A 20,922-nucleotide genomic window follows, 5' to 3' on the forward strand; every position below is an offset into this window, starting at 1 on the left:
CGTCCTCGCGGTGGAGGTTTTACGCCTCTGCTGCGATGGAATTACCTGTTGCGCCGAGTTCACTGCACGCCTGCTGTACCCGCTCAGACATCGAGGTTTCGCAGGCCCGTAGCCAAACGCGTGGGTCATAATGCTTCTTGAACGGGGTCCCGTTATCGGGATCAATCTGGAATTTAAAGGCTTTCGGATGTGCCTCTACATAGGGTCCGACAGCTTTTGAAAACGCGAACTGGGTGTCCGTATCCACGTTCATTTTAAACACACCGTAGCTTACTGCCTCGCGGATTTCTTCGGCGCTAGACCCAGACCCGCCGTGAAAGACAAAGTCGAGTGGCTGCCCGTTAGTGTCGAAAATCTCGCTGATATGTTTTTGCGATTGCATCAGGATTTACGGACGCAACTGCACATTCCCCGGTTTATAGACGCCGTGAACATTGCCGAAGGCGGCCGCAACCGAAAAATGACCGATCGAAGACAACCGCTCGTACGCCTGCAGAACTTCAGATGGTTGCGTATACAGCTTGTTATTGTCAACAAGATCGACGTCACTGCCGACACCGTCTTCCTCGCCGCCGGTAACGCCAAGCTCGATTTCAAGGCTCATATCGATCTTCGTCAGGCGTTTGAGGATCCGTTCGCATTCTGCGAGGTTCTCCTCAATCGGCTCCTCCGAAAGATCAAGCATGTGGGAGGAAAAAAGCGGCGCACCTGTTTTCTCAAATTCTGCTTCACTTGCCTCGATCAGGCTTTCGACCCAGGGAATGAGCCCCTTGTTTGCATGATCCGTATGTAAAACCACGCAGATGCCGTATGCTTTGGCAACCGTATGCACGTGACGGGCCGCGGAGATGGCACCAATGACACGGGCATGGTTGACATCCTTGAGTCCTTTGCCGGCAAAAAATTGCGCGCCACCGTTTGATAGCTGAATAATAATATCCGACTTGCTCAGCATCGCCCCTTCCAGGGCTGCATTCACCGTGTTTGTACTAGTCACATTTATGGCTGGAAGTGCATATCCATTGGCTTTGCAATTGCGGACAAGGGTCAGGTAATCACGTCCCGTGACAACACCTGGCTTCAGTTTCTTTATTTCATCCTGCACGTTTTTTTCCTTTGGGCTTTGGTATTCTTGAATTCAGGGCAAAACTATAACCGAGTCATCCTTAAATTTCCTTACATTCGTTCTGGAACGTCGATACCAAGGATATTAAGGACGAGTTCAATTTGGCGTAACGTAATGCGGCACAGCCGCAGGCGGGACGCTCGAATGGTGTCGTCCTGTTCGCCCAAAACAGGACAGTCATGATAGAAGGCATTAAATTCCTGCGTCAAATTATACACATGATCGCAGAGGATATTAGGCGCATTTTTCTCGGTAGTCGTGCGGATAGCTTCTGGTAGAGCGGCCAGCGCCAGCATCAGGTTTCGTTCTGGCTCCGCCGTCGTTTGCAGACGCCCCTCATTGAGCTTTTGCTCTGCGGCCTTTCGCAACATGGATTTTATGCGAACGGCCGCATACATCTGGTAAGGCCCTGTCCTGCCTTCGAATTTCGTGAATCTTTCAAGATCGAAGATGTAGTTTGACATCCTCGGGTTTGATAGATCCGCATATTTAATGGCCGCGATTCCGACCTTCTTGGCGATATCCTCAAGCTCGTTTGGCGCAAACCGGTCTGACAGTCCGGCCTCCATGACAACTTTACGGGCCTCAGTGATGGCATCGTCGATCAAAGCGCGAAGCCGAACGACACCGCCGTCGCGGGTTTTCAGCGGCTTGCCATCGCCTCCGTTCACGGTTCCGAAACCGATATGTTCAAGGTGACAGCTGGTCTTGATGCTCTGGCATTTCCGGGCGGCCCGAAAGACTTGCTCGAAATGCAGGCTCTGGCGGGCATCGACAACATACAGAATGCTGTCCGGGTCATGTTCCATACGCCGCATTTCGATAGTGGCGAGATCTGTCGTCCCATACATGACGGCGCCATCAGATTTTTGTAAAATCAGCGGCGGCATTTCCTTTTTGTCGCCCTCTTCGGCAACGGCGACAACGATGGCGCCTTCTGAATGTTCCGAATATCCCTCCTGTTCCAGACGCTGCAACATGACGGGAATATGATCGTTGGTATCCGCCTCACCCTTCCACTCCGTAAAATGGGCACCGAGCAGGTCGAAATCAGTTCTCGTCTCTGCCAGTGAAATATTGCGCATATGCTGCCATAAAGCGAGATACCCGGCTCGGCCTTTCTGAAGATCAAAGGTGGCGGCGCGGGCGCTTTCAAGGAACTCCTTGTCTTCCTTGCTGCGGGCAGAGGCAGCGGGATAGAGTAGTTGAAGTTCGTCGCTGGTAATAGGGGAAGTATCCGGATAGGGGCCGGAAAAACTCTCGTCAAAATAGACAAGGTCCGGATCGGTACGCTCGATTTCCTTAATCAACAGACCCATGGGTAGGCCCCAATCGCCAAAGTGAACGTCACTGATGGTCTTATCACCAAGAAATTCATGAAGGCGGCGGAGGCTTTCCCCGATAATGGTGGCGCGCAAGTGGCCGACATGCATGGCTTTCGCAACATTGGGTCCGCCGAAGTCGATGATGACCGTTTGCGCAACATGATCCGCCCGGCAGCCGAAATATGCGTCGTCTGTAAATTCGTTGAGATGCCCGATGAGAAAGTCATCTTCAAGTCGGATATTGATAAAGCCTGGCCCGGCAAGGGTTAGTTCCCGGAACAAACCCGTCTTTTCAAGCTCGGAGACAACCTGTTGCGCAATTTCTCGAGGGTTTTTCTGAACCAGCTTGGCGGCGGCGAGGGCGCCATTGCATTGAAACTGACCAAGCTCGCGCCGCTGCGAGATAACGACCTTGCCGTGGGTTTTGGCGATACCGACGGCAGCGAAGGCCTGACCGACAAGATTGCTGAGTTGGGTAAGTAGGGATGTCGTCACAGATATAGCTGGCCTTATTCCAATTATTGCTTGCATGTACCGGGCCAGAAGCCCAAGTGCAGAGTATTGAGCCTTGTCTACTGGAAAAACAGGGCAAGGCCAAGAAATTTGGATGAATTGGATGAAACGGTCCTTATTGCTCTAAACATCGTTCTATAAGTATGTATATTTCCCGAACTCCCTTGACTCTTCTCAAGCCATTGCTTAAATCCATATCGAATTGGTTAGCACTCTTCACCGATGAGTGCTAACAATCGCTGAAACCCCGTTTATTTTCTATAATTTAGGGAGAGACTTGATGAAATTTCGTCCATTGCACGATCGGGTACTGATCAAGCGCATTGAGGCTGAAGAAAAAACAGCTGGCGGTATTATTCTTGTGGATAGTGCGCAGGAAAAGCCTTCACAGGGTAAAATCCTTGCTGTCGGAAAAGGTGCAATTGCAGAAGATGGCACTGTACGTCCGCTTGATGTAAAAGTTGGCGATACAGTTGTTTTCGGCAAGTGGTCTGGCACTGAGATCAAGATCGACGGAGACGACGTCCTGATCATGAAAGAATCAGACATCATGGGCATTATGGCCTAATCAACACTTATTGTGATTGAGGAATTATAGATAAGGCAAAAGAAGTCAAGTTTAGCACAGACGCTCGCAGACGTATGTTGCGCGGCGTAAACATCCTGGCAGACGCTGTGAAAGTGACACTGGGCCCGAAAGGCCGCAACGTTGTAATTGACAAGTCATTCGGCGCACCGCGCATTACGAAAGACGGTGTTACTGTTGCCAAGGAAATCGAACTTGAAGATAAGTTTGAAAACATGGGCGCGCAGATGGTCAAGGAAGTTGCTTCCAAGACCAATGATGTCGCCGGTGATGGCACGACGACAGCCACAGTCCTGGCACAGTCGATCATTCAGGAAGGCCTGAAGGCAGTCGCCGCTGCAATGAACCCGATGGATTTGAAACGCGGTATTGATCTCGCTGTTGCCAAGGCAGTGGAAAGCATCAAGGCAGCGGCCAAGCCGGTTTCCGGTCAGGAAGAAATTGCACAGGTCGGCACGATCTCTGCAAACGGTGAAGTTGAAATCGGCCGTATTATCTCCGAAGCCATGCAGCGCGTCGGCAACGAAGGCGTCATCACTGTTGAAGAAGCCAAGGGCCTCGCAACAGAGCTGGACGTCGTCGAAGGCATGCAGTTTGACCGTGGGTATCTGTCCCCGTATTTCGTAACCAACGCTGAAAAAATGGTTGCGGAACTCGATAATCCCTACATTCTCCTTCATGAAAAGAAGCTAACCAATCTGCAGCCGATGCTTCCGTTGCTTGAAGCCGTCGTGCAGGCTGGCAAGCCTCTGCTGATTATCGCTGAGGACATTGAAGGCGAAGCGCTAGCAACCCTGGTTGTCAACAAACTTCGCGGTGGACTGAAAATTGCCGCCGTCAAGGCGCCGGGCTTTGGTGATCGCCGTAAAGCGATGCTTGAAGATATCGCCATCCTGACCGGTGGGCAGGTTATCTCCGAAGATATCGGTATCAAGCTTGAGAATGTTGGCCTGGACATGTTGGGAACAGCGAAAACTGTCTCCATCACTAAGGAAGAAACCACCATCATTGATGGCGCGGGTGAAAAAGCCGATATCGAAGCACGTTGCAACCAGATCCGGGCGCAGGCTGAAGAAACTTCTTCTGACTATGACCGTGAAAAACTGCAGGAACGCCTTGCCAAGCTTGCGGGCGGTGTTGCTGTTATTAAAGTTGGCGGCGCAACCGAAACCGAAGTCAAGGAACGTAAAGATCGCGTTGATGATGCCCTGCATGCAACGCGTGCGGCGGTTGAAGAAGGTATTGTTGCCGGTGGCGGTGTTGCTCTTCTGTACGCGTCCATTGCACTTGACGGGCTTGTTGGTGAAAATGAAGACCAGAATGTTGGTATCAAAATCGTTCGTCGTGCACTTCAGGCGCCTTGCCGCCAGATCGCTGAAAATGCGGGTTCTGACGGTGCCGTAGTCGTTGGAAAGCTTCTGGAACAGAAAAGTATTACTTTTGGTTTCAATGCTCAAACCGGCAAATATGGCGAGTTGCCAGCTGACGGCGTTGTCGATCCGGCAAAGGTCGTTCGCGCAACACTCGAAGCTGCGGGCTCCATCGCTGGTCTGTTAATTACGACCGAAGCTATGGTTGCTGATTTACCAGCCAAGGACTCTGGTGGTCCAGCAATGCCAGACATGGGCGGCATGGGCGGTATGGGCGGTATGGGCTTCTAAGCTCGTCCCAGCCAGCTAGCTATAAAATTGGGCCGCTCGATTGAGCGGCCCTTTTTTTATGTGGTTCCGCCGGAATATCAGCGTTTTTCAAATATCTGGAGAAAATTATTCGCGGGCATCGGCAGGGCGTTGAGATGCGTGAGCCCGTTTTTTTTCGCTTCAGAGATAACCTGTTCCTGGTCCCGTATGGCGAACTCTTGATCTAGGGATTTTAGCCAGACTTCGAACTCGACGTTACTGGAGGATGTCTGGGCACCATTGACCCTGTAGGGACCGTAAAGAAACATCCGCCCGCCCTGCGGCAGGATCCGCCCCGCGCCTGCGAACAAGCCCTCAGTCACGTTCCAGCTGGAAATATGGATCATATTTGCATTAAAGAGAGCGGTAACGGGCTTTCCCGGATATTCATCAGTCTCAACCGGCCAGGTTTCGGCCGTTGCATCCAGCAATATCGGTGACAACAGATTATCGGCCGGGCAATGCGTAATCCAGGACTGAACGCTGTCGAGCTGCGCGCGGTCCAGATTGCTTACCTGCCATTTGAGCGGCGCAATCTGCGGTGCAAAGTAAACGGCATGTTCCCCCGATCCGCTGGCAACTTCAAGAACTGTCCCGGCTGCCGGCAAATAGCCGCGCATGGCTTCCAGTATCGGTCCCCTGTTGCGTTCTGCAGACGGTGAATACTGCCGCTTATCGATCATTCCTGACGATCTTTATCGGCTTTGCGATGTTTTTTTAGCGAACGATAGCCTTCCTTAAAAAAAGCTTCCCGGTGGTCAGGGGGAAGTGTTTTGGCAATCTCCAGCAATGTCACGTGCAACAGTTTCTCAATCTGCATCTGCGTGTCGATCATGCTGGAAAAGGTGGCTTCAATTTCTGCGAGATTCAGGGTATCCGCGCTGAAAAGCTCCGCAAGTTTTTGTCGGTTCTGGCCGTAATCCCGAAAGTAAGGCCGCAAAAGATCCCGTCGAGTATCCCAAATTTCCTGAAACTCACCCTTTTCCTTGTCGCCCAATGTTGCAACCGCGGCGCGGCGGTCAAAATGATACCCGCCGTGGTGCTTTTTCCCCATTCCGTAGTCAATCCACTGGGTCGCGATGAAGCCGCCAATGATGACATTGACCGCGAGGGAGACAATCAGGGCAAGTGACAGGATCCTGGATTTAGACATCGTCATTGCTGATCTCCAGATCGTACATTACTATGCCGTTAAAACTCGGCTCATCGAGGGCGACGTCGTCACCATTGTCGAGGATATTCGGGCTCGCCAACCCTAATACAATCCCCACACAGGCCGCCATGACCAACCCTGACGCAGGCTGCCAAAAAGATCCGAAAGGCCATATGATCCGGAAGATCGATCCCCGATTTGCATCTTCAGCATTTTTCAGTACCCGTCCCAACAGGGCAGAAGGTGCTGTCAGCTGCGCTTCATTTTTTAGAATGGCATCAAATTTCTCTTCCTGACGGAGAAGGCTGCGGGCGACATCTGACGAGGCTTGCAGCTTGTTCATCATTGGAATATCCTCGGCCGGCCACCGATTTTCATCGGCCCCATAGGCATCAAGTACTGCCTTGAAGCGGTTGAGTTCTGCCGATTGATCTTCCTTCATCCCATCTCTCCGTCCATAAGCCTGCGAACCGGTAATAGCAGCTCCTTCAGTTTTCGGCGTCCTCTGGCGAGCAAAGATTCCAACGCGTCAACAGAAATATCCATAATATCGGCGGCCTCTATATTTCCACATTCTTCAAAATGTACCAATGAAATAGCGACGCGTTGTCGTGCAGGCAGTTTTTGCATGGCTTCGGCAACTTTATCGCTGAGCTGCCGCTGTTCTCTCAACTGGTGCACATCCGGTCCCGGGTCTTCGACATCGGGAAGTTCGCCGTCACTATATCGGCTTTGCTTGCGCAAATAATCGATACATAAATTGTGAGTGACACGATGCAGCCAAGTTTTAATCTGGGCCTTGGCCTGCCAGTCCGGAGCTTGCTTCCAGAGCCGTAGAAAAGCCTCCTGCGCCATATCTTCTGCAAGACTTGCCTCGCCCAGAATACGCATAGCCAATCGATACGAGCCGTCAAGATACTGATCGGCCACTATACGGCTGGCGGATGCACTCCCTCTGGCGACTTCTTGCATAAGAGCAGCATCCGCTTCAATCTCGCTCAGATTTTGCATCATCACCTAGGGTCTGTCGGACACTGCTTTCTGTCCTTCACAACTACTTATACGGCCAATCTACAGAAATCCGTCGCGGTTAAAGAGATCTTATAGGGGATGGAATAGGGCAGACCTACATATTCGCTTTTGCGGTGTCGGCTTGTGCTTCCTTTTTTCCGGCATCTTTTTCCATTTCGGAAAGGAGACTAGGCTGATCCTTGTTGCTAATCCGGTTCAATGTGCCACCAATTTCTCCACCTGGCTCAATCTCGATTTCACCATAGCTGATGGTGCCAGTCACCCGTCCTGACTTGCGAATGACCAGACGTTTGCGGGCCTGCATTGTTCCTTCAAATTTACCGGAAATGTCAGCCGTGTCGATGTCCACAGTGCCGCTAAATACGCCACTTTCGCTGATCTCGATTTCCTTACTATTCATTGAGGCTTCTACTTTACCCTCAACGATCAGTCGGTCACAGGAGGTTATTTCGCCCTTGAGATGGATATCGGCGCCAACATGCAGCCGACTTCCTTCCTTCTTTTCTTCTGGGGCAGTATTGTATCCGCCTGGTTTAGGACGGAGTGCATTATCAGCGCCGTAATTTTTTACGCCGGCAGTACTGGTCATAGGCTTTACCCTGCTTTCGATTTTCTGGTCTGTTGAGGGGGTGGGGACTTTGGTGACTTCGGTTTCGTCACTTAACTTGGACTTTTTTTGAAACATGCATTTTCCTATTCTGGAATTATGTAAATATCAATTGGCCATAGAATAATGGCCGCCATGCGATAGCAATTTGTCGAAAATGTGGCAATATGGCCATGATTCGCCTTTCTGCATGCTAACATATCCAGATAGGGTTTCAAAGCAGGGGCATTATAAATTAGACGGGTTCATATGAAAATTCGAAAATTTACAGGATTGGTAGTCTTGCTGGTCCTTTGTCCGTCTACTGCCTGCTCTGCATGTATATTGCCGTCAATTGGCTGCCCGACAGTAAACTGGCGGAATTGGTGTATTATCCGGTCGTTGGGGTTATCTGGATTTTCCCGGCTATGAAAATTGTGAAATGGATGCAGCCACCCCTTGATCGCTAAGGAATAAAAAGCCGGATCGAGAGGGGGGATCGATCCGGCTAAATTGCCTTTCAATGGGAGAGGGGGACTTTCCCAACGATCAGCAAAGGTTCATAGCGTCTGTACTAAGCTATACAATCTATTTGGTGTTTCTCCCGCTGATTTCCAGTGGTCAATTCACTCTTTTTAACGATTTTAAAGCGTGACCCGGAATCAAGTATGGCGCCCGTGTATCCGCTTGGCCGTATTTTCGAATGATTCCCGCTACCAGCGTAAAAATAATGATTAAATATGACTAATTTACGGCAGATTAAGGAGCGATGGCGACCGCGTTAGTTTTGAGCACCCAGACGTTCGATTGCCAAAATAAGGCGGGCAATGTCGTCAGGTTCGGAAAGCCTGTGATCGCCGTTCTTGATCAGCGAGACGATGACGTCCTGGCTGGTCAGGGCTTCCTGGATCTGCAGAGCGGTCTTCCAGGGCACACTCTCATCTTTCATGCCCTGCAGCAGATGCACGGGGCAGATTACGTTGATTGGACCGCCCAGAAGAAAATTACGAGGGCCGTCGTCGATCAGCTTTTTGCTGATGAGATACGGTTCATCAGAATATTCGGACGGCTGTTCCCATATCCCGGTTGTCTCTAGTGTGGTTTTAGCTGCATCCGGCATGTCGTCCCACATACGGGTGGTAAAGTCCGGGGCCACTGCAATACCAACAAACCCGACAATCCGCTCGGGCCGCAACATTGCCATTCTCAGCCCGATCCAGCCTCCCATTGACGAGCCGACGATGATCTGTGGTCCGGCCGTGCAATTATCGAGAATTGCAAGCGCGTCATCCGTCCAGCGGCTTATCGTTCCATCTTGAAATCGTCCCGTCGATTGCCCATGGCCGAGGTAATCAAATCGTGTATAGCTGCGCCTGCGATCCGTCATCGCCTTTTCAAGCGCGAGCGCCTTGGTGCCTTCCATATCTGACATGAAGCCGGAACAGAAAAGGATGCCGGGAGAAAAACCTGCGGTATGATGGTATGCTAAAGATTGACCATCGGGCTGGGGCAGCATATTTGGGGAGGTCGGTTCAGTCATTGTAAGTGGTAGAAACAGTTGATGAATAATTTAGGTTCTGAGCATAACACTCCTTTGCCCGCAAGTGAAAGGCATCATCCGACTGTTTTACAAATTCTGCCGAGCTTGAATGGTGGAGGTGTTGAGCGCGGAACGATCGAAATGGCCTCCGCCTTGAAGGAGAAGGGCTGGGTACCAATCGTTGTTTCCTCCGGCGGCGTGATGGAGCAGGAATTGAAACGCATGGGCGTGCGTCATATCACGCTTCCGGTTGCGTCCAAAAACCCATGGATCATGAGACGGAATGTCGGGCGGCTCGCCCAAATTGTCACTGAATTCGATGTCGATATCATTCACGCACGAAGCCGGGCGCCGGCCTGGAGCGCCTATGCCACAGCCCGCAAAACCAGAAAGCATTTTGTTACGACCTTCCATGCCGCCTATACGCGCGGCGGGCTTCTCAAGAATTACTACAATTCGGTGATGCTGAAGGGTGAGAAGGTTATCGCCATTTCTGAATTTATCGCGGCCCATATACTTGAGAATTATAATATCGATCCGGGAAAAATCGTAACTATCCCGCGAGGGGTTGATTGCCGGAAATTCAATCCCGCCGCGATAAATGCAGAGCGCGTTATCAAGATTGCCCGCGACTGGAGTCTCCCCGACGATATTCCCGTCGTTATGCTGCCAGGCCGATTGACCCGGCTGAAAGGTCATACGACCTTCATTGAAGCCCTCGCCAGGCTGGAGCATCGAAATTTCCTGGCGCTGATGGTTGGAAGCACCGAAGGGCGTGAGGCCTATACAGCAGAGCTCAATTCGCTGATACAGCAGCGGGGACTGGAGGGCAAGGTCCAGATTAAGGGGCATTGTGACGATATGGCAGGTGCCTTGATGCTGTCGGACGTTGTGGTATCGGCAACCACTGTGCCGGAAGGATTCGGCCGGATCGCCGTTGAAGCCCAGGCCATGGGCCGCCCGGTTATCGCCACCGCCCATGGTGGATCCATGGAAACGATAATTGATGGGGAAACCGGCTGGCTCGTCCCGGTTGGCGATATCGATGCGATGTCGGCGGCGCTTGCCGCGGCGCTTGATATGCCGGTGGAAGCGCGCGAGGCGGTTGCCGTTCAGGCCCGCGAGCATGTCATGTCAAAATATGCAATCGAGAAAATGTGCGCCTCAACCATTGGGGTTTATGAAAGCCTTCTCGCCGACAGTGACTGAGATCCTTCGTGCTGATCGGCTGACCCATTTAGCCAAAACATCGCTAAATGACCGGGTTTGGCGGCTATTACTTGACATGCTTCGCTAGATTTCTACAGTCGCCAAATTGATTTCAGATCCAGGGCAGGGTGTTGCTCGGGAACGAATCACGGAATGGATGGTAATAAGTGAAAAACGGAAAAATCGACATTACGCTCCCGGACGGAAGCGTGCGTTCCTTCGAAAAACCTATTTCGGGGGAAGATCTTGCATTGGATATAGGTCCCGGCCTGGCCAAGGCGGCGCTTGCCTTGCGTATTGGCGGCGAAATGAAGGACCTCCGGACAACGCTCGTTGAGAATACATCCGTTGAAATCGTCACCAACCGCGAGGAAGGCGATGAGGTGCTGGAGTTGCTGCGCCATGACGCTGCCCATGTGCTGGCGGAGGCAGTGAAGGAATTGTATCCGGATACCCAGGTGACGATTGGCCCGTCAATCGCCAACGGTTTTTATTATGATTTTGCCCGTAAGGAGCCTTTTACCCCGGAAGATCTCGAAAAAATCGAGAAACGAATGCATGAGATTGTCGATCGTGACGAACAGATCACGCGCGAGGAATGGAACCGCGACAAGGCCGTCGAGTTTTTTAAGGGCCTTGGTGAGCATTACAAGGCGGAAATTATCGGCGCCATTCCCAGTGACCAACCGATCGGCGTTTACCGGCAGGGGGATTTTCAGGACCTTTGCCGCGGGCCGCATCTGCCCTCGACCAAGAAACTTGGCCATGCCTTCAAGCTGATGAAGCTTGCCGGGGCGTACTGGCGCGGCGATTCCAGGAATGAAATGCTGCAGCGGATCTATGGCACTGCCTGGCGTAGCGAGAAGGAACTCAAGGCGTATTTAAACCGGCTGGAAGAGGCAGAACGCCGCGACCATCGTAAGCTTGGCCGGGAAATGGATCTTTTCCATATTCAGGAAGAGGCGGCGGGGATGGTGTTCTGGCACGAAAAGGGCTGGACCCTCTATCGTACCCTTGAGCAGTATTTGCGCCATAAGTTGCAGGAGGCCGACTATAAGGAGGTCAAGACCCCGCAGCTCGTTGATCGCAAACTCTGGGAAGCATCGGGGCATTGGGAAAAATTCGGCGAACATATGTATACCACGGAGTCGGAGGAACGGACGTTTGCGCTCAAGCCGATGAACTGCCCGTGCCACGTGCAGATTTTCAATCAGGGCATCACCAGCTATCGCGATTTGCCGTTGCGCATGGCGGAGTTCGGCTCCTGCCATCGCTATGAGCCGTCGGGCGCGCTGCATGGCATCATGCGGGTGCGCGGCTTTACACAGGACGATGCGCATATTTTCTGCACGGAGGACCAAATCACCTCAGAGACCGAGGTTTTCTGCGCACTGCTACTCGATGTCTATAAGGATTTCGGCTTTACCGATGTGAAGGTCAAATTCTCTGACCGGCCGAAGGTCCGGGCCGGGGATGACGCCATCTGGGATAAGGCGGAAGGCTCTCTTCGGGATGCGATTGAGGCAACGGGGATTAATTATTCCATGAATCCCGGCGAAGGGGCGTTCTATGGGCCGAAACTGGAGTTCGTGCTGACTGATGCCATTGGGCGCGATTGGCAATGCGGGACCCTGCAGGTGGATTTCGTGCTGCCGGAACGATTGGGTGCGAACTACATCGGCGAGGACGGGGCGAAGCACCGTCCGGTCATGCTGCATCGGGCGATTTTTGGCTCAATGGAGCGCTTTATCGGTATCCTGATCGAGGAATATGCCGGGCGTTTTCCGCTGTGGCTGGCCCCGGAACAAGTTGTCGTTGCAACAATCACCGATGAGGCCGATTCGTATGCGCGCGAGGTGCTGGTGGCCGTGAAGGCAGCCGGACTGCGGGCGAGCCTGGATCTTCGCAACGAAAAGATCAATTACAAGGTGCGTGAACACAGTCTGGCAAAAGTTCCGGCGCTGCTGGTGGCCGGGAAACGAGAGGCGGAAGAGCAGACAATTTCTGTCAGGCGACTGGGGGAAAAGCACCAAAAGGTGTTGCCGCTTGAGGAAGCCATTAAGTTGCTGGCGGCGGAGGCCCGGGTACCTGGGCAATAATTTGCTTACGCACGGCAAAAGAACCTGTGGCAATAAATCGTTAAAATATATAGAATAAGGTCAGAAACCTCCTAGATGGATGGAGGATGACAGACGTATTAATCATTTAAGGAGAAAGTAAATAGCTCGTCCACAAAGAAATACGGTTCCAACGAAAGACGGACCACGCACAAATGAAGACATCAACGTTGCAAATGTTCGTTTGATCAATGATGAAGGCGAAAATATCGGGCTCGTGAAGATACAAACAGCCTTCGGGCTCGCAGACGAAGCCGGACTGGATCTGGTAGAGGTGTCCCCCGGGGAAACGCCCGTCTGTAAGCTGATGGATTTTGGCCGTGCCAGATTCGAAGCGCAGAAAAAAGCCTCCAAAGCCCGCAAGAAGCAAAAAACCTTTGAAATCAAGGAAATTAAGATGCGGCCCAACATTGACCAGCATGACTATGAAGTCAAAATGCGGGCAGTGAACAAATTTCTCGGGACCGGCGACAAGGTGAAGGTGACGATGCGTTTCCGTGGCCGTGAAATGGCCCATCAGGAACTCGGCATGAAACTGCTTCATAAAGTGCGTGATGAAACAGAAGAAGTGTCGAAAGTCGAGCAGCACCCGAAGATGGAAGGCAGCCAGATGACGATGGTCATCGCGCCGACGAAATAGAATAGTGTCGACGTTTCAATCGAAATAGATGCCATTGTTAATTCCAAAGCAGCCTCCGGGCTGCTTTGCTTGTTAAGCGTTACGTTTTCGGTCTTTATCGCCGATTTGCCAACACCACCCGGGCCCCTGGTTTCCAACGTAGAAATGGGTTGGAAAAAGGGAGTCAAAAGGCTTGTATTTGCGGTAAAGCCCGCGTATAACGCTCGCTTCATTGAGCATTCCGGCCAATCGGGGCTGCCGAGTCTGCTTTTTCGCTTCAACCTGTCTTTAAAGGAAGCCATAAAATGCCCAAGCTTAAGACCAAGAGCGGCGTCAAAAAACGTTTCTCTCTCACCGCGTCGGGAAAGGTTCGTGCAAACCAGGCTAATAAACAGCATGGCATGATCAAGCGGACCAACAAACAGATCAGGAATCAGCGCGGAACAACCATCCTCGCGGAACCGGATGCCCGGATCGTCAAAAAATTTATGCCGTACGGCTAAGGAGAGAAACCAATGGCACGTGTCAAACGCGGCGTCACCACGCACGCCCGCCACAGAAAAGTTATCAAGGCAGCCAAGGGATACTACGGCCGCCGCAAAAATACCTTCCGCGTTGCGGTTCAGGCTGTCGAAAAAGCCGGTCAATATGCCTATCGTGACCGCCGCGTTAAAAAGCGGAACTTTCGCGCTTTGTGGATCCAACGCATCAATGCGGCCTCGCGCGAGCTTGGCATGACTTACGGAAACTTTATGCACGGCCTCAAGCTTGCCGGCATTGAAGTGGACCGCAAGGTTCTTGCTGATATTGCCGTACGCGAGCCTGAGGCCTTCAAGGCTTTGGTCGACGCTGCCACGGAAGCATCCGCCAAAGCCTGATAATCCGGGCCCTCGAAAATCTAGACTTTTTCGTAGACCACTTTATTAAAAGGGGGCCCTAGTAGTGGCCCCTTTTTATTTGCGAGTTGTAATGCAGGACATTGAAAAGCTTGAACTGGAATTGCTGGAAAGCATAGGCAAGGCGTCCGATATGGAGGCGCTGGAAGCCTTGCGGATTTCCGCCCTTGGTAAAAAAGGCAGCGTCAGCCTGATGATGCGGGGCCTCGGACAGATGGACCCGACGGAACGGCAAGCCATCGCGCCGAAGCTCAACAAGTTGAAGACGACTGTCAGTGACGCCGTTGACCACGCGAAAGCATCCCTGAACGCAGCAGCTCTCAATCACAAGCTGGCCGCCGAGCGGGTTGATATGACCTTGCCGGTCCGGCCCGAAGCCATGGGCAGGATCCATCCGATCAGTCAGGTCATGGATGAGATCACCGAGATTTTTGCTGACATGGGCTTCGATATCGCGGAAGGGCCGGATATCGACGATGATTTCCATAATTTCACCGCGCTCAATATTCCTCCTGAGCATCCGGCGCGCCAGATGCATGATACGTTTTATCTGCCAGAGAAAGAGGATGGCTCGCGCCAGCTTCTGAGGACGCATACATCGACCGTTCAGATCCGGACCATGCAATCGAAAAAGCCGCCGCACCGCATCGTTGTTCCGGGGCGGACCTTTCGCTGTGATTCTGATCAGACCCATACGCCGATGTTCCACCAGATCGAAGGACTGGTGATCGACAAGACAAGCCATATGGGCCACCTGAAAGGCGTACTTGCTGAATTCTGCAAGGCCTTTTTTGAGCTCGATGAAGTGACCATGCGCTTTCGCCCCTCCTATTTCCCCTTCACCGAGCCCTCGGCGGAGATGGATATCAAATGCACATTTGCGGGCGATCACGTGAAAGTCGGGGAGGGCGATGACTGGCTGGAAATTCTCGGTTGCGGCATGGTCAACCCGCGTGTTCTTGTTCATTGCGGTCTTGATCCCAATGAGTATCAGGGGTTTGCCTGGGGGATGGGCATTGACCGGATCGCCATGCTGAAATATGGCATCCCTGATTTGCGGGCCTTTTTTGACGCCGACTTGCGGTGGCTCAAGCATTATGGATTTGTGCCCCTGGATGTCCCGACGCTGGGGGGAGGGTTGTCACGATGAAATTCACGATTTCCTGGCTGAAAGAACATCTGGAATATGATGCGACGCTGGAAGAGCTGTCAGAAAAGCTGACTTCGATAGGTCTTGAAGTTGAGTCCATCACCGACCGGGCTCGGGAACTAGCCGCCTTTCGCGTTGCCTACGTCGTTGAGGCGGTGCAGCATCCGGATGCTGACCGTTTGCGGGTGTGCAAGGTCGATACCGGCGATGGGGTTGTGCAAGTGGTTTGCGGCGCGCCAAACGCGCGGACCGGCATGAAGGGCGTCTTTGCGCCATCCGGTGTCTACGTTCCCGGAACGGACCTGCTGCTGAAACCGACAAAAATTCGCGGCGTCGAGAGCAACGGTATGCTTGTCTCCGAACGTGAAATGGGGATTTCCGACGAACATGACGGCATTATCGAAATGCCGGAGGATACGGAAATTGGCGCCTCTTTTGCGGCGCTCGCCGGTCTTGATGACCCGGTTGTCGAAATTGCCATTACGCCGAACCACCAGGATGCGCTCGGTGTTTACGGCATTGCTCGCGATCTGGCCGCCAGTGGGTTTGGCCGCTTGATCGCCCTCGATACCTCTGTCATAGCCGGGACGTTTGACAGTCCGATATCCGTGCATCTCAATTTCAATGATATTGAGCCGCTGCCCTGCTCCAAATTCGTCGGGCGATACGTACGTGGGATAAAGAACGGCCCCAGCCCGAAATGGCTGCAGGACAAACTGCGGGCTATCGGTCTTCGACCGATTTCCGCTCTGGTCGATATCACCAATTTTATTACTTTCGATCTTGCCCGCCCCCTTCATGTTTTTGATGCGGACAAGATCAAGGGCGGCATTCATTCGCGTCTGGCGCAGCAGGGCGAGAAGCTTCTGGCGCTTGACGGCGAGGAATATGAGGTCGATGCTGATGCCTGCATGATCGCTGATGATGCGGGGGGAGTCAGCCTTGGTGGTATAATGGGCGGCGAGGAAAGTGGTTGTACGGAGGCGACAACGAATGTCTTCATCGAAGCCGCCCTGTTTGATCCCATCCGCACCGCGATGACAGGACGCAAGCTCGGCATCGAATCCGATGCGCGCTATAGGTTTGAACGGGGCGTTGACCCGGCGTTCGTTGAGCCGGCAATGGAGATCGCCACGCGCATGGTGCTGGAACTCTGTGGTGGTGAGCCCAGCAATATCGTGATCGCGGGCAAAGGTCCGGACTGGCGAAAATCACTCGAATTGCGCAAAAGCCGGGTCAAGGATCTTGGTGGCGTCGATGTCGCGGCTGAGGAGATGGTGACTATTCTCGATAAGCTGGGGTTTGCACCGGAGGAAAACGGCGCGCTCATCCGGGTTACCGTTCCGTCCTGGCGCATGGATATCGATGGAGAGGCCGACCTGGTCGAGGAAATACTCCGTATTCACGGGTATGATAGTATCCCAGCAGTGCCGCTGCCGACGCTGAATGCCGTTGCTAAACCCTCCGTGAACCTGCCACAACGCCGGGTACGGATCGCCAAGCGGGCGCTCGCCAATCGGGGGATGATGGAGGCGGTCACATGGTCGTTCCTGTCACGGGCGCAGGCCGACCTGTTTGGCGGGGTGCCGGATGAAATTGTGCTGGTCAACCCGATCAGCGCCGACCTCAATGCCATGCGGCCATCCCTTTTGCCAAACCTGATCGCCGCCGCAGGCCGTAATCAGGCCCGGGGATTTGCCGATATTTCACTGTTTGAAGTCGGCTCGGAATATCACTCGGATCAGATCGATGGACAGCTCATGGTGGCGGCCGGAATTCGCGTCGGCCAGACGTCTCCCCGCCATTGGGCTGGGCCGGGCCGCAAAGTCGATGCGTTCGATGCCAAGGCCGACGCCCTCGCAGCGTTGGCTGCAATCGGCGGTCCTGCGTCATCCGTACAGATCGCAACTGACGCACCGGCCTGGTTCCATCCGGGCCGTTCCGGCGTTATGCAGCTGGGACCGAAAAACCGGCTAGCGGCCTTCGGTGAATTGCATCCTGCCGTTCTTGATGCGATGAAGGTAAAGGGACCGGTAGTCGGCTTTGAGCTCTATCTCGATAATGTGCCGCTGCCCAAGGGAAAAGCGGAGACAGCCCGTCCTCCCCTTGTCGTTTCTGACTACCAGGCCGTGGAGCGGGATTTTGCCTTTGAGATGGACGTCGATGTTGCCGCGGAAACAATTATTCGCGCTGTCCTGGGCAGCGACAAGAAACTGGTCGCCGATGTTTCCATCTTTGATATTTATCAGGGGGAGCATATTGCCGAGGGCCGGAAGTCCATGGCCTTGTCCGTCCGTCTGCAACCCATGGACCGGACGTTGACCGAAGAGGAAATTGACGCCGTGGCGGCAAAAATAATCGGGAATGTAGAGAAGGCGAGCGGGGGCAGCCTGCGTCAGTAATAGAGCAGCGATCTCGTGGACAGGGGAATAGTGGTTGTTCCCCTTGTTCTGTTGTGGAGAAAAAAATGACGAATAATGCGCCTGCCGGGTTCAAAATATTCGAAGGGAATGTGGGATTTGTCGAACTGACCGGCCTGCTTATGGTGAAAAGGGCCGAGAGGGATGCCTATCTCGGCCTTCGTATTGAGGATAAGCACTGCAATATTGCAGGCATCTGTCATGGCGGCATGCTTATGACGTTCGCAGATATGCAACTCGGGGTCGGCGGCCATGCGATTGCGGGCGTGAGTAAGAAATTCACACCTACTGTCCAGATGTCCTGCGATTTTGTCGCCCCGGCGTTAAATGGGGCCTGGTTGGAAGGGCGCACACAGGTCATCAAGCAAACCCGTAAGTTGCTATTTGCGACCTGTATTTTGACAGCCGATGACAAAACGGTTTTCAGCTGTTCGGGGATTATGAAGATTCCGTCCGGGACCGGCGCCTATGACGATGTTTCCGCGGATTTGGCGCGCCCGGAAGTTAGCGATTGAATTTGCCCGCAAACCTGTTACTTGGATGCTCACATTAGCGGAATCAGAAGTGCATAAATGACCGACTTGAATAAAATCCGGAATTTTTCGATCATAGCTCATATTGATCATGGAAAATCGACGCTCGCGGATCGATTGATCCAGCTGTGCGGCGGGCTGGATGAGCGTGAAATGCACCAGCAAGTTCTCGACAGCATGGATATTGAGCGCGAACGCGGCATTACCATCAAGGCACAGACGGTTCGGTTGCTCTATACAGCAAAAGACGGGGAAACCTATACCCTCAATCTTATCGATACCCCGGGCCATGTCGACTTTGCCTATGAGGTAAACCGGTCCCTCGCGGCCTGCGAGGGATCGTTGCTGGTGGTGGACGCAAGTCAGGGCGTGGAAGCGCAGACCCTTGCCAATGTCTATCAGGCGATTGAGGTGAACCATGAAATCATCCCCATCCTGAACAAGGTCGACCTGCCCGCGGCGGATGTGGACCGCGTCGTGGAGCAGATTGAGGAAGTTATCGGCATCGATGCGAGCGGGGCTATCCCTGTCTCTGCCAAAACCGGCGTTGGCATTAGCGAAGTTCTGGAAGCGATTGTCGCTCTTATCCCCCCGCCCAAAGGCGACCGTAAGGCCCCATTGCAGGCCCTGCTGATCGATAGCTGGTACGATCCCTATCTTGGTGTTGTCGTTCTTTTCAGGGTCCGGGCGGGGATCATAAAAAAGGGACAGAAAATCCGGATGATGGAAACGGGTGCAAGCTATCTCGTTGACCGTGTCGGTGTATTTACGCCGAAAGGTCTGGTGGTTGATGAGCTTGGTCCCGGTGAAATCGGCTTTATGACCGGGGCGATCAAGGAGGTGGCGGATACCAAGGTTGGCGATACCATCACCGACGATCGAAAACCCGCCTCAGAGCCGCTTCCCGGCTTTAAACCTAATCAGCCGGTTGTTTTCTGTGGTCTGTTCCCCGTGGATAGCGCGGAATTCCCAGAGTTGAAATCGAGCCTGGGCCGATTACGTCTGAACGATGCCAGTTTTTCATTCGAGGCGGAAACATCGGCGGCGCTCGGTTTCGGGTTTCGCTGCGGCTTTCTGGGTCTGTTGCACCTTGAAATTATTCAGGAGCGGTTGGAACGGGAATTTAATCTTGACCTGATCACGACGGCTCCCTCGGTTGTCTATCATCTGCATATGCGGAACGGAGCCATGGTCGAGATGCATAATCCCGCCGACATGCCCGACGTCATGCAGATTGACCATATCGAGGAACCCTGGATCAAGGCGACGATCATGGTTCCCGATGAATTTCTGGGACAGGTACTGAAGCTTTGTGAGGACAAACGCGGCGTGCAGGTGGATCTTACCTATGCCGGTAACCGGGCGATGGTCGTCTATAAGTTGCCACTGAACGAGGTTGTCTTTGATTTTTATGACCGGCTGAAATCCGTCACGCGCGGATACGCGAGTTTTGATTACGAGCTTGATAGCTACATCACCAGTGACCTCGTCAAGCTTTCCATTCTTGTAAACTCCGAACCGGTGGATGCGCTTGCCATGATTGCGCATCGCGATCAGGCGGAGGGGCGCGGTCGGCAGCTCTGTGAACGGCTGAAAGACCTCATCCCCCGCCAGCTTTTTAAGATTGCGGTCCAGGCAGCAATTGGCGGCAAGGTTGTTGCACGTGAAACAATTTCCGCCATGCGCAAGGATGTCACTGCAAAATGTTACGGCGGCGATATCACGCGCAAGAAGAAACTTCTTGAAAAACAGAAGAAGGGGAAAAAACGCATGCGGTCCATCGGCAATGTCGATATCCCGCAGGAAGCCTTCCTCGCGGCCCTGAAGATGGGCGACGACTAGGTCGAAAAATTGCTGCTTTTTTGGTTGCGCCTTTTGTGGAAAATCGCAACCAGAATAATTCCTGGCACTAGGAAATCCAGCCAGGCGGGCCATAATAAAACTGTTGTTATGACCGGATCCCAAAGCGCGGCAAGCACGTACCGCTGAATTATCGCCTGCATAAAGTTAAGACCTCGCGGATTAAGGTCATACCATAACTCACCAAGCAGGATGGAGTGCCAGGATTCAGTATTCAGGTATTGTAATATATCATGACCCAGAACCATGAATGCTGCTGCCAGAAAGATCCAGCCTATAATGCGACCGACTATCACGCGCGTTATACTCCCATTTTGACTTCGCATTAGAGTAGCGTGAAAGTGCCGGAATATAAAGCGGCTTTGAATCAATTAAATTTGAGGGTGATACAGGATCACTTTATTTACCGGGTGTGGCTTTGTCCTCTTGCATTCTCTGCCTCCTCAAGTATATTCCCCGCTCGTCCTCGCGCTCCGGCGCGAAAATGCGGAGGGGTGGCCGAGTGGCTGAAGGCGCACGCCTGGAAAGTGTGTATACGGGGAACCGTATCGGGGGTTCGAATCCCCCTCCCTCCGCCA

The 20,922-nt window shown here is 52.9% G+C and carries 20 protein-coding genes, 1 tRNA gene and 1 pseudogene; 13 read left to right on the forward strand and 9 right to left on the reverse strand.

Features of this window, described 5'->3' with window-relative positions:
* Positions 1-19 precede the first annotated feature (19 nt).
* A pseudogene (gene fbaA, locus ACESNI_RS08250) lies at positions 20-1,093 on the reverse strand (class II fructose-bisphosphate aldolase).
* An 83-nt stretch (positions 1,094-1,176) separates the two neighbouring features.
* Positions 1,177-2,946: an arginine--tRNA ligase gene (gene argS / locus ACESNI_RS08255; protein ID WP_373086062.1), complete on the reverse strand. Its 1,770-nt coding sequence runs from the start codon at positions 2,944-2,946 to the stop codon at positions 1,177-1,179.
* 298 nt (positions 2,947-3,244) lie between these two features.
* Between argS and groES the strand changes: the two genes are divergently transcribed.
* Both groES and groL read left to right on the forward strand, forming a co-directional pair.
* Positions 3,245-3,532 carry a co-chaperone GroES gene (gene groES / locus ACESNI_RS08260; RefSeq protein ID WP_373086063.1) on the forward strand — a complete coding sequence of 96 codons (288 nt, stop codon included), beginning with the start codon at positions 3,245-3,247 and terminating at the stop codon, positions 3,530-3,532.
* Between the two features lie 74 nt (positions 3,533-3,606).
* Complete coding sequence (groL, locus tag ACESNI_RS08265; protein WP_373086064.1) at positions 3,607-5,211, forward strand: chaperonin GroEL; 1,605 nt, start codon at positions 3,607-3,609, stop codon at positions 5,209-5,211.
* Between the two features lie 77 nt (positions 5,212-5,288).
* Here groL and ACESNI_RS08270 read toward each other — a convergent pair whose 3' ends face one another.
* The 5 genes from ACESNI_RS08270 to ACESNI_RS08290 form a co-directional block, all read right to left on the reverse strand.
* Positions 5,289-5,912: a DUF938 domain-containing protein gene (locus ACESNI_RS08270; RefSeq protein WP_373086065.1), complete on the reverse strand. Its 624-nt coding sequence runs from the start codon at positions 5,910-5,912 to the stop codon at positions 5,289-5,291.
* Positions 5,909-6,388 carry a periplasmic heavy metal sensor gene (locus ACESNI_RS08275; protein ID WP_373086066.1) on the reverse strand — a complete coding sequence of 160 codons (480 nt, stop codon included), beginning with the start codon at positions 6,386-6,388 and terminating at the stop codon, positions 5,909-5,911. Before ACESNI_RS08275 ends, ACESNI_RS08270 begins: the two co-directional genes overlap by 4 nt.
* The gene (locus ACESNI_RS08280; RefSeq protein WP_373086067.1) at positions 6,375-6,824 is read right to left on the reverse strand and encodes a hypothetical protein; all 450 of its coding nucleotides are present in this window, start codon (positions 6,822-6,824) and stop codon (positions 6,375-6,377) included. Before ACESNI_RS08280 ends, ACESNI_RS08275 begins: the two co-directional genes overlap by 14 nt.
* A complete protein-coding gene (locus ACESNI_RS08285; protein ID WP_373086068.1) occupies positions 6,821-7,396 on the reverse strand; it encodes a sigma-70 family RNA polymerase sigma factor in 576 nt (191 codons plus the stop codon). Before ACESNI_RS08285 ends, ACESNI_RS08280 begins: the two co-directional genes overlap by 4 nt.
* A gap of 112 nt (positions 7,397-7,508) precedes the next feature.
* On the reverse strand, positions 7,509-8,099 hold the full coding sequence (locus tag ACESNI_RS08290) for a polymer-forming cytoskeletal protein (RefSeq protein WP_373086069.1): 591 nt from the start codon (positions 8,097-8,099) through the stop codon (positions 7,509-7,511).
* Positions 8,100-8,314: 215 nt separating this feature from the next.
* Between ACESNI_RS08290 and ACESNI_RS08295 the strand changes: the two genes are divergently transcribed.
* Positions 8,315-8,470, forward strand: coding sequence for a DUF2842 domain-containing protein (locus ACESNI_RS08295; protein ID WP_373086070.1), 156 nt, complete (start codon positions 8,315-8,317; stop codon positions 8,468-8,470).
* A gap of 311 nt (positions 8,471-8,781) precedes the next feature.
* On the opposite strand, the gene ACESNI_RS08300 is transcribed toward ACESNI_RS08295, so the two are convergent.
* Entirely contained in the window at positions 8,782-9,540 is a 759-nt protein-coding gene (locus ACESNI_RS08300) for an alpha/beta fold hydrolase (RefSeq protein WP_373086071.1), read from the reverse strand.
* Positions 9,541-9,561: 21 nt separating this feature from the next.
* Between ACESNI_RS08300 and ACESNI_RS08305 the strand changes: the two genes are divergently transcribed.
* From ACESNI_RS08305 to lepA, 9 genes are all read left to right on the forward strand, one after another.
* Entirely contained in the window at positions 9,562-10,749 is a 1,188-nt protein-coding gene (locus tag ACESNI_RS08305; protein WP_373086072.1) for a glycosyltransferase, read from the forward strand.
* A 167-nt stretch (positions 10,750-10,916) separates the two neighbouring features.
* Entirely contained in the window at positions 10,917-12,848 is a 1,932-nt protein-coding gene (thrS, locus tag ACESNI_RS08310) for a threonine--tRNA ligase (RefSeq protein WP_373086073.1), read from the forward strand.
* Positions 12,849-12,969: 121 nt separating this feature from the next.
* Complete coding sequence (infC, locus tag ACESNI_RS08315) at positions 12,970-13,506, forward strand: translation initiation factor IF-3 (protein WP_373086086.1); 537 nt, start codon at positions 12,970-12,972, stop codon at positions 13,504-13,506.
* Positions 13,507-13,790: 284 nt separating this feature from the next.
* Positions 13,791-13,988, forward strand: a complete 198-nt coding sequence (gene rpmI, locus ACESNI_RS08320) for a 50S ribosomal protein L35 (RefSeq protein WP_373086074.1) — start codon at positions 13,791-13,793, stop codon at positions 13,986-13,988.
* 12 nt (positions 13,989-14,000) lie between these two features.
* Positions 14,001-14,363 carry a 50S ribosomal protein L20 gene (gene rplT, locus ACESNI_RS08325; protein ID WP_373086075.1) on the forward strand — a complete coding sequence of 121 codons (363 nt, stop codon included), beginning with the start codon at positions 14,001-14,003 and terminating at the stop codon, positions 14,361-14,363.
* 91 nt (positions 14,364-14,454) lie between these two features.
* Entirely contained in the window at positions 14,455-15,531 is a 1,077-nt protein-coding gene (gene pheS, locus ACESNI_RS08330; RefSeq protein ID WP_373086076.1) for a phenylalanine--tRNA ligase subunit alpha, read from the forward strand.
* A complete protein-coding gene (gene pheT, locus ACESNI_RS08335; protein WP_373086077.1) occupies positions 15,528-17,933 on the forward strand; it encodes a phenylalanine--tRNA ligase subunit beta in 2,406 nt (801 codons plus the stop codon). The genes pheS and pheT overlap by 4 nt, the downstream gene beginning before the upstream one ends.
* A gap of 65 nt (positions 17,934-17,998) precedes the next feature.
* On the forward strand, positions 17,999-18,466 hold the full coding sequence (locus ACESNI_RS08340; protein WP_373086078.1) for a PaaI family thioesterase: 468 nt from the start codon (positions 17,999-18,001) through the stop codon (positions 18,464-18,466).
* Between the two features lie 57 nt (positions 18,467-18,523).
* Complete coding sequence (gene lepA / locus ACESNI_RS08345; RefSeq protein ID WP_373086079.1) at positions 18,524-20,326, forward strand: translation elongation factor 4; 1,803 nt, start codon at positions 18,524-18,526, stop codon at positions 20,324-20,326.
* On the opposite strand, the gene ACESNI_RS08350 is transcribed toward lepA, so the two are convergent.
* Positions 20,323-20,640 (reverse strand): hypothetical protein, encoded by a 318-nt coding sequence (locus tag ACESNI_RS08350; RefSeq protein ID WP_373086080.1) that lies wholly within the window; start codon positions 20,638-20,640, stop codon positions 20,323-20,325. The two genes, lepA and ACESNI_RS08350, sit on opposite strands and share 4 nt — an antisense overlap.
* Positions 20,641-20,832: 192 nt before the next feature.
* Between ACESNI_RS08350 and ACESNI_RS08355 the strand changes: the two genes are divergently transcribed.
* Positions 20,833-20,922: transfer RNA gene (locus tag ACESNI_RS08355), tRNA-Ser, on the forward strand.

This window comes from Sneathiella sp. (assembly GCF_041689005.1).
In the GTDB taxonomy this organism is placed as follows: Bacteria; Pseudomonadota; Alphaproteobacteria; order Sneathiellales; family Sneathiellaceae; genus Sneathiella.

Excerpts from the sequence above, each read along its gene's own strand:
- ACESNI_RS08280 (WP_373086067.1), bottom strand. The coding sequence starts at position 6,824 with ATGAAGGAAGATCAATCGGCAGAACTCAACCGCTTCAAGGCAGTACTT.
- ACESNI_RS08340 (WP_373086078.1), top strand. The coding sequence starts at position 17,999 with ATGACGAATAATGCGCCTGCCGGGTTCAAAATATTCGAAGGGAATGTG.
- pheT (WP_373086077.1), top strand. The coding sequence starts at position 15,528 with ATGAAATTCACGATTTCCTGGCTGAAAGAACATCTGGAATATGATGCG.
- rplT (WP_373086075.1), top strand. The coding sequence starts at position 14,001 with ATGGCACGTGTCAAACGCGGCGTCACCACGCACGCCCGCCACAGAAAA.
- ACESNI_RS08285 (WP_373086068.1), bottom strand. The coding sequence starts at position 7,396 with ATGATGCAAAATCTGAGCGAGATTGAAGCGGATGCTGCTCTTATGCAA.
- groES (WP_373086063.1), top strand. The coding sequence starts at position 3,245 with ATGAAATTTCGTCCATTGCACGATCGGGTACTGATCAAGCGCATTGAG.
- ACESNI_RS08305 (WP_373086072.1), top strand. The coding sequence starts at position 9,562 with ATGAATAATTTAGGTTCTGAGCATAACACTCCTTTGCCCGCAAGTGAA.
- pheS (WP_373086076.1), top strand. The coding sequence starts at position 14,455 with ATGCAGGACATTGAAAAGCTTGAACTGGAATTGCTGGAAAGCATAGGC.
- lepA (WP_373086079.1), top strand. The coding sequence starts at position 18,524 with ATGACCGACTTGAATAAAATCCGGAATTTTTCGATCATAGCTCATATT.
- ACESNI_RS08270 (WP_373086065.1), bottom strand. The coding sequence starts at position 5,912 with ATGATCGATAAGCGGCAGTATTCACCGTCTGCAGAACGCAACAGGGGA.
- groL (WP_373086064.1), top strand. The coding sequence starts at position 3,607 with ATGTTGCGCGGCGTAAACATCCTGGCAGACGCTGTGAAAGTGACACTG.
- ACESNI_RS08300 (WP_373086071.1), bottom strand. The coding sequence starts at position 9,540 with ATGACTGAACCGACCTCCCCAAATATGCTGCCCCAGCCCGATGGTCAA.
- rpmI (WP_373086074.1), top strand. The coding sequence starts at position 13,791 with ATGCCCAAGCTTAAGACCAAGAGCGGCGTCAAAAAACGTTTCTCTCTC.
- ACESNI_RS08290 (WP_373086069.1), bottom strand. The coding sequence starts at position 8,099 with ATGTTTCAAAAAAAGTCCAAGTTAAGTGACGAAACCGAAGTCACCAAA.
- ACESNI_RS08275 (WP_373086066.1), bottom strand. The coding sequence starts at position 6,388 with ATGACGATGTCTAAATCCAGGATCCTGTCACTTGCCCTGATTGTCTCC.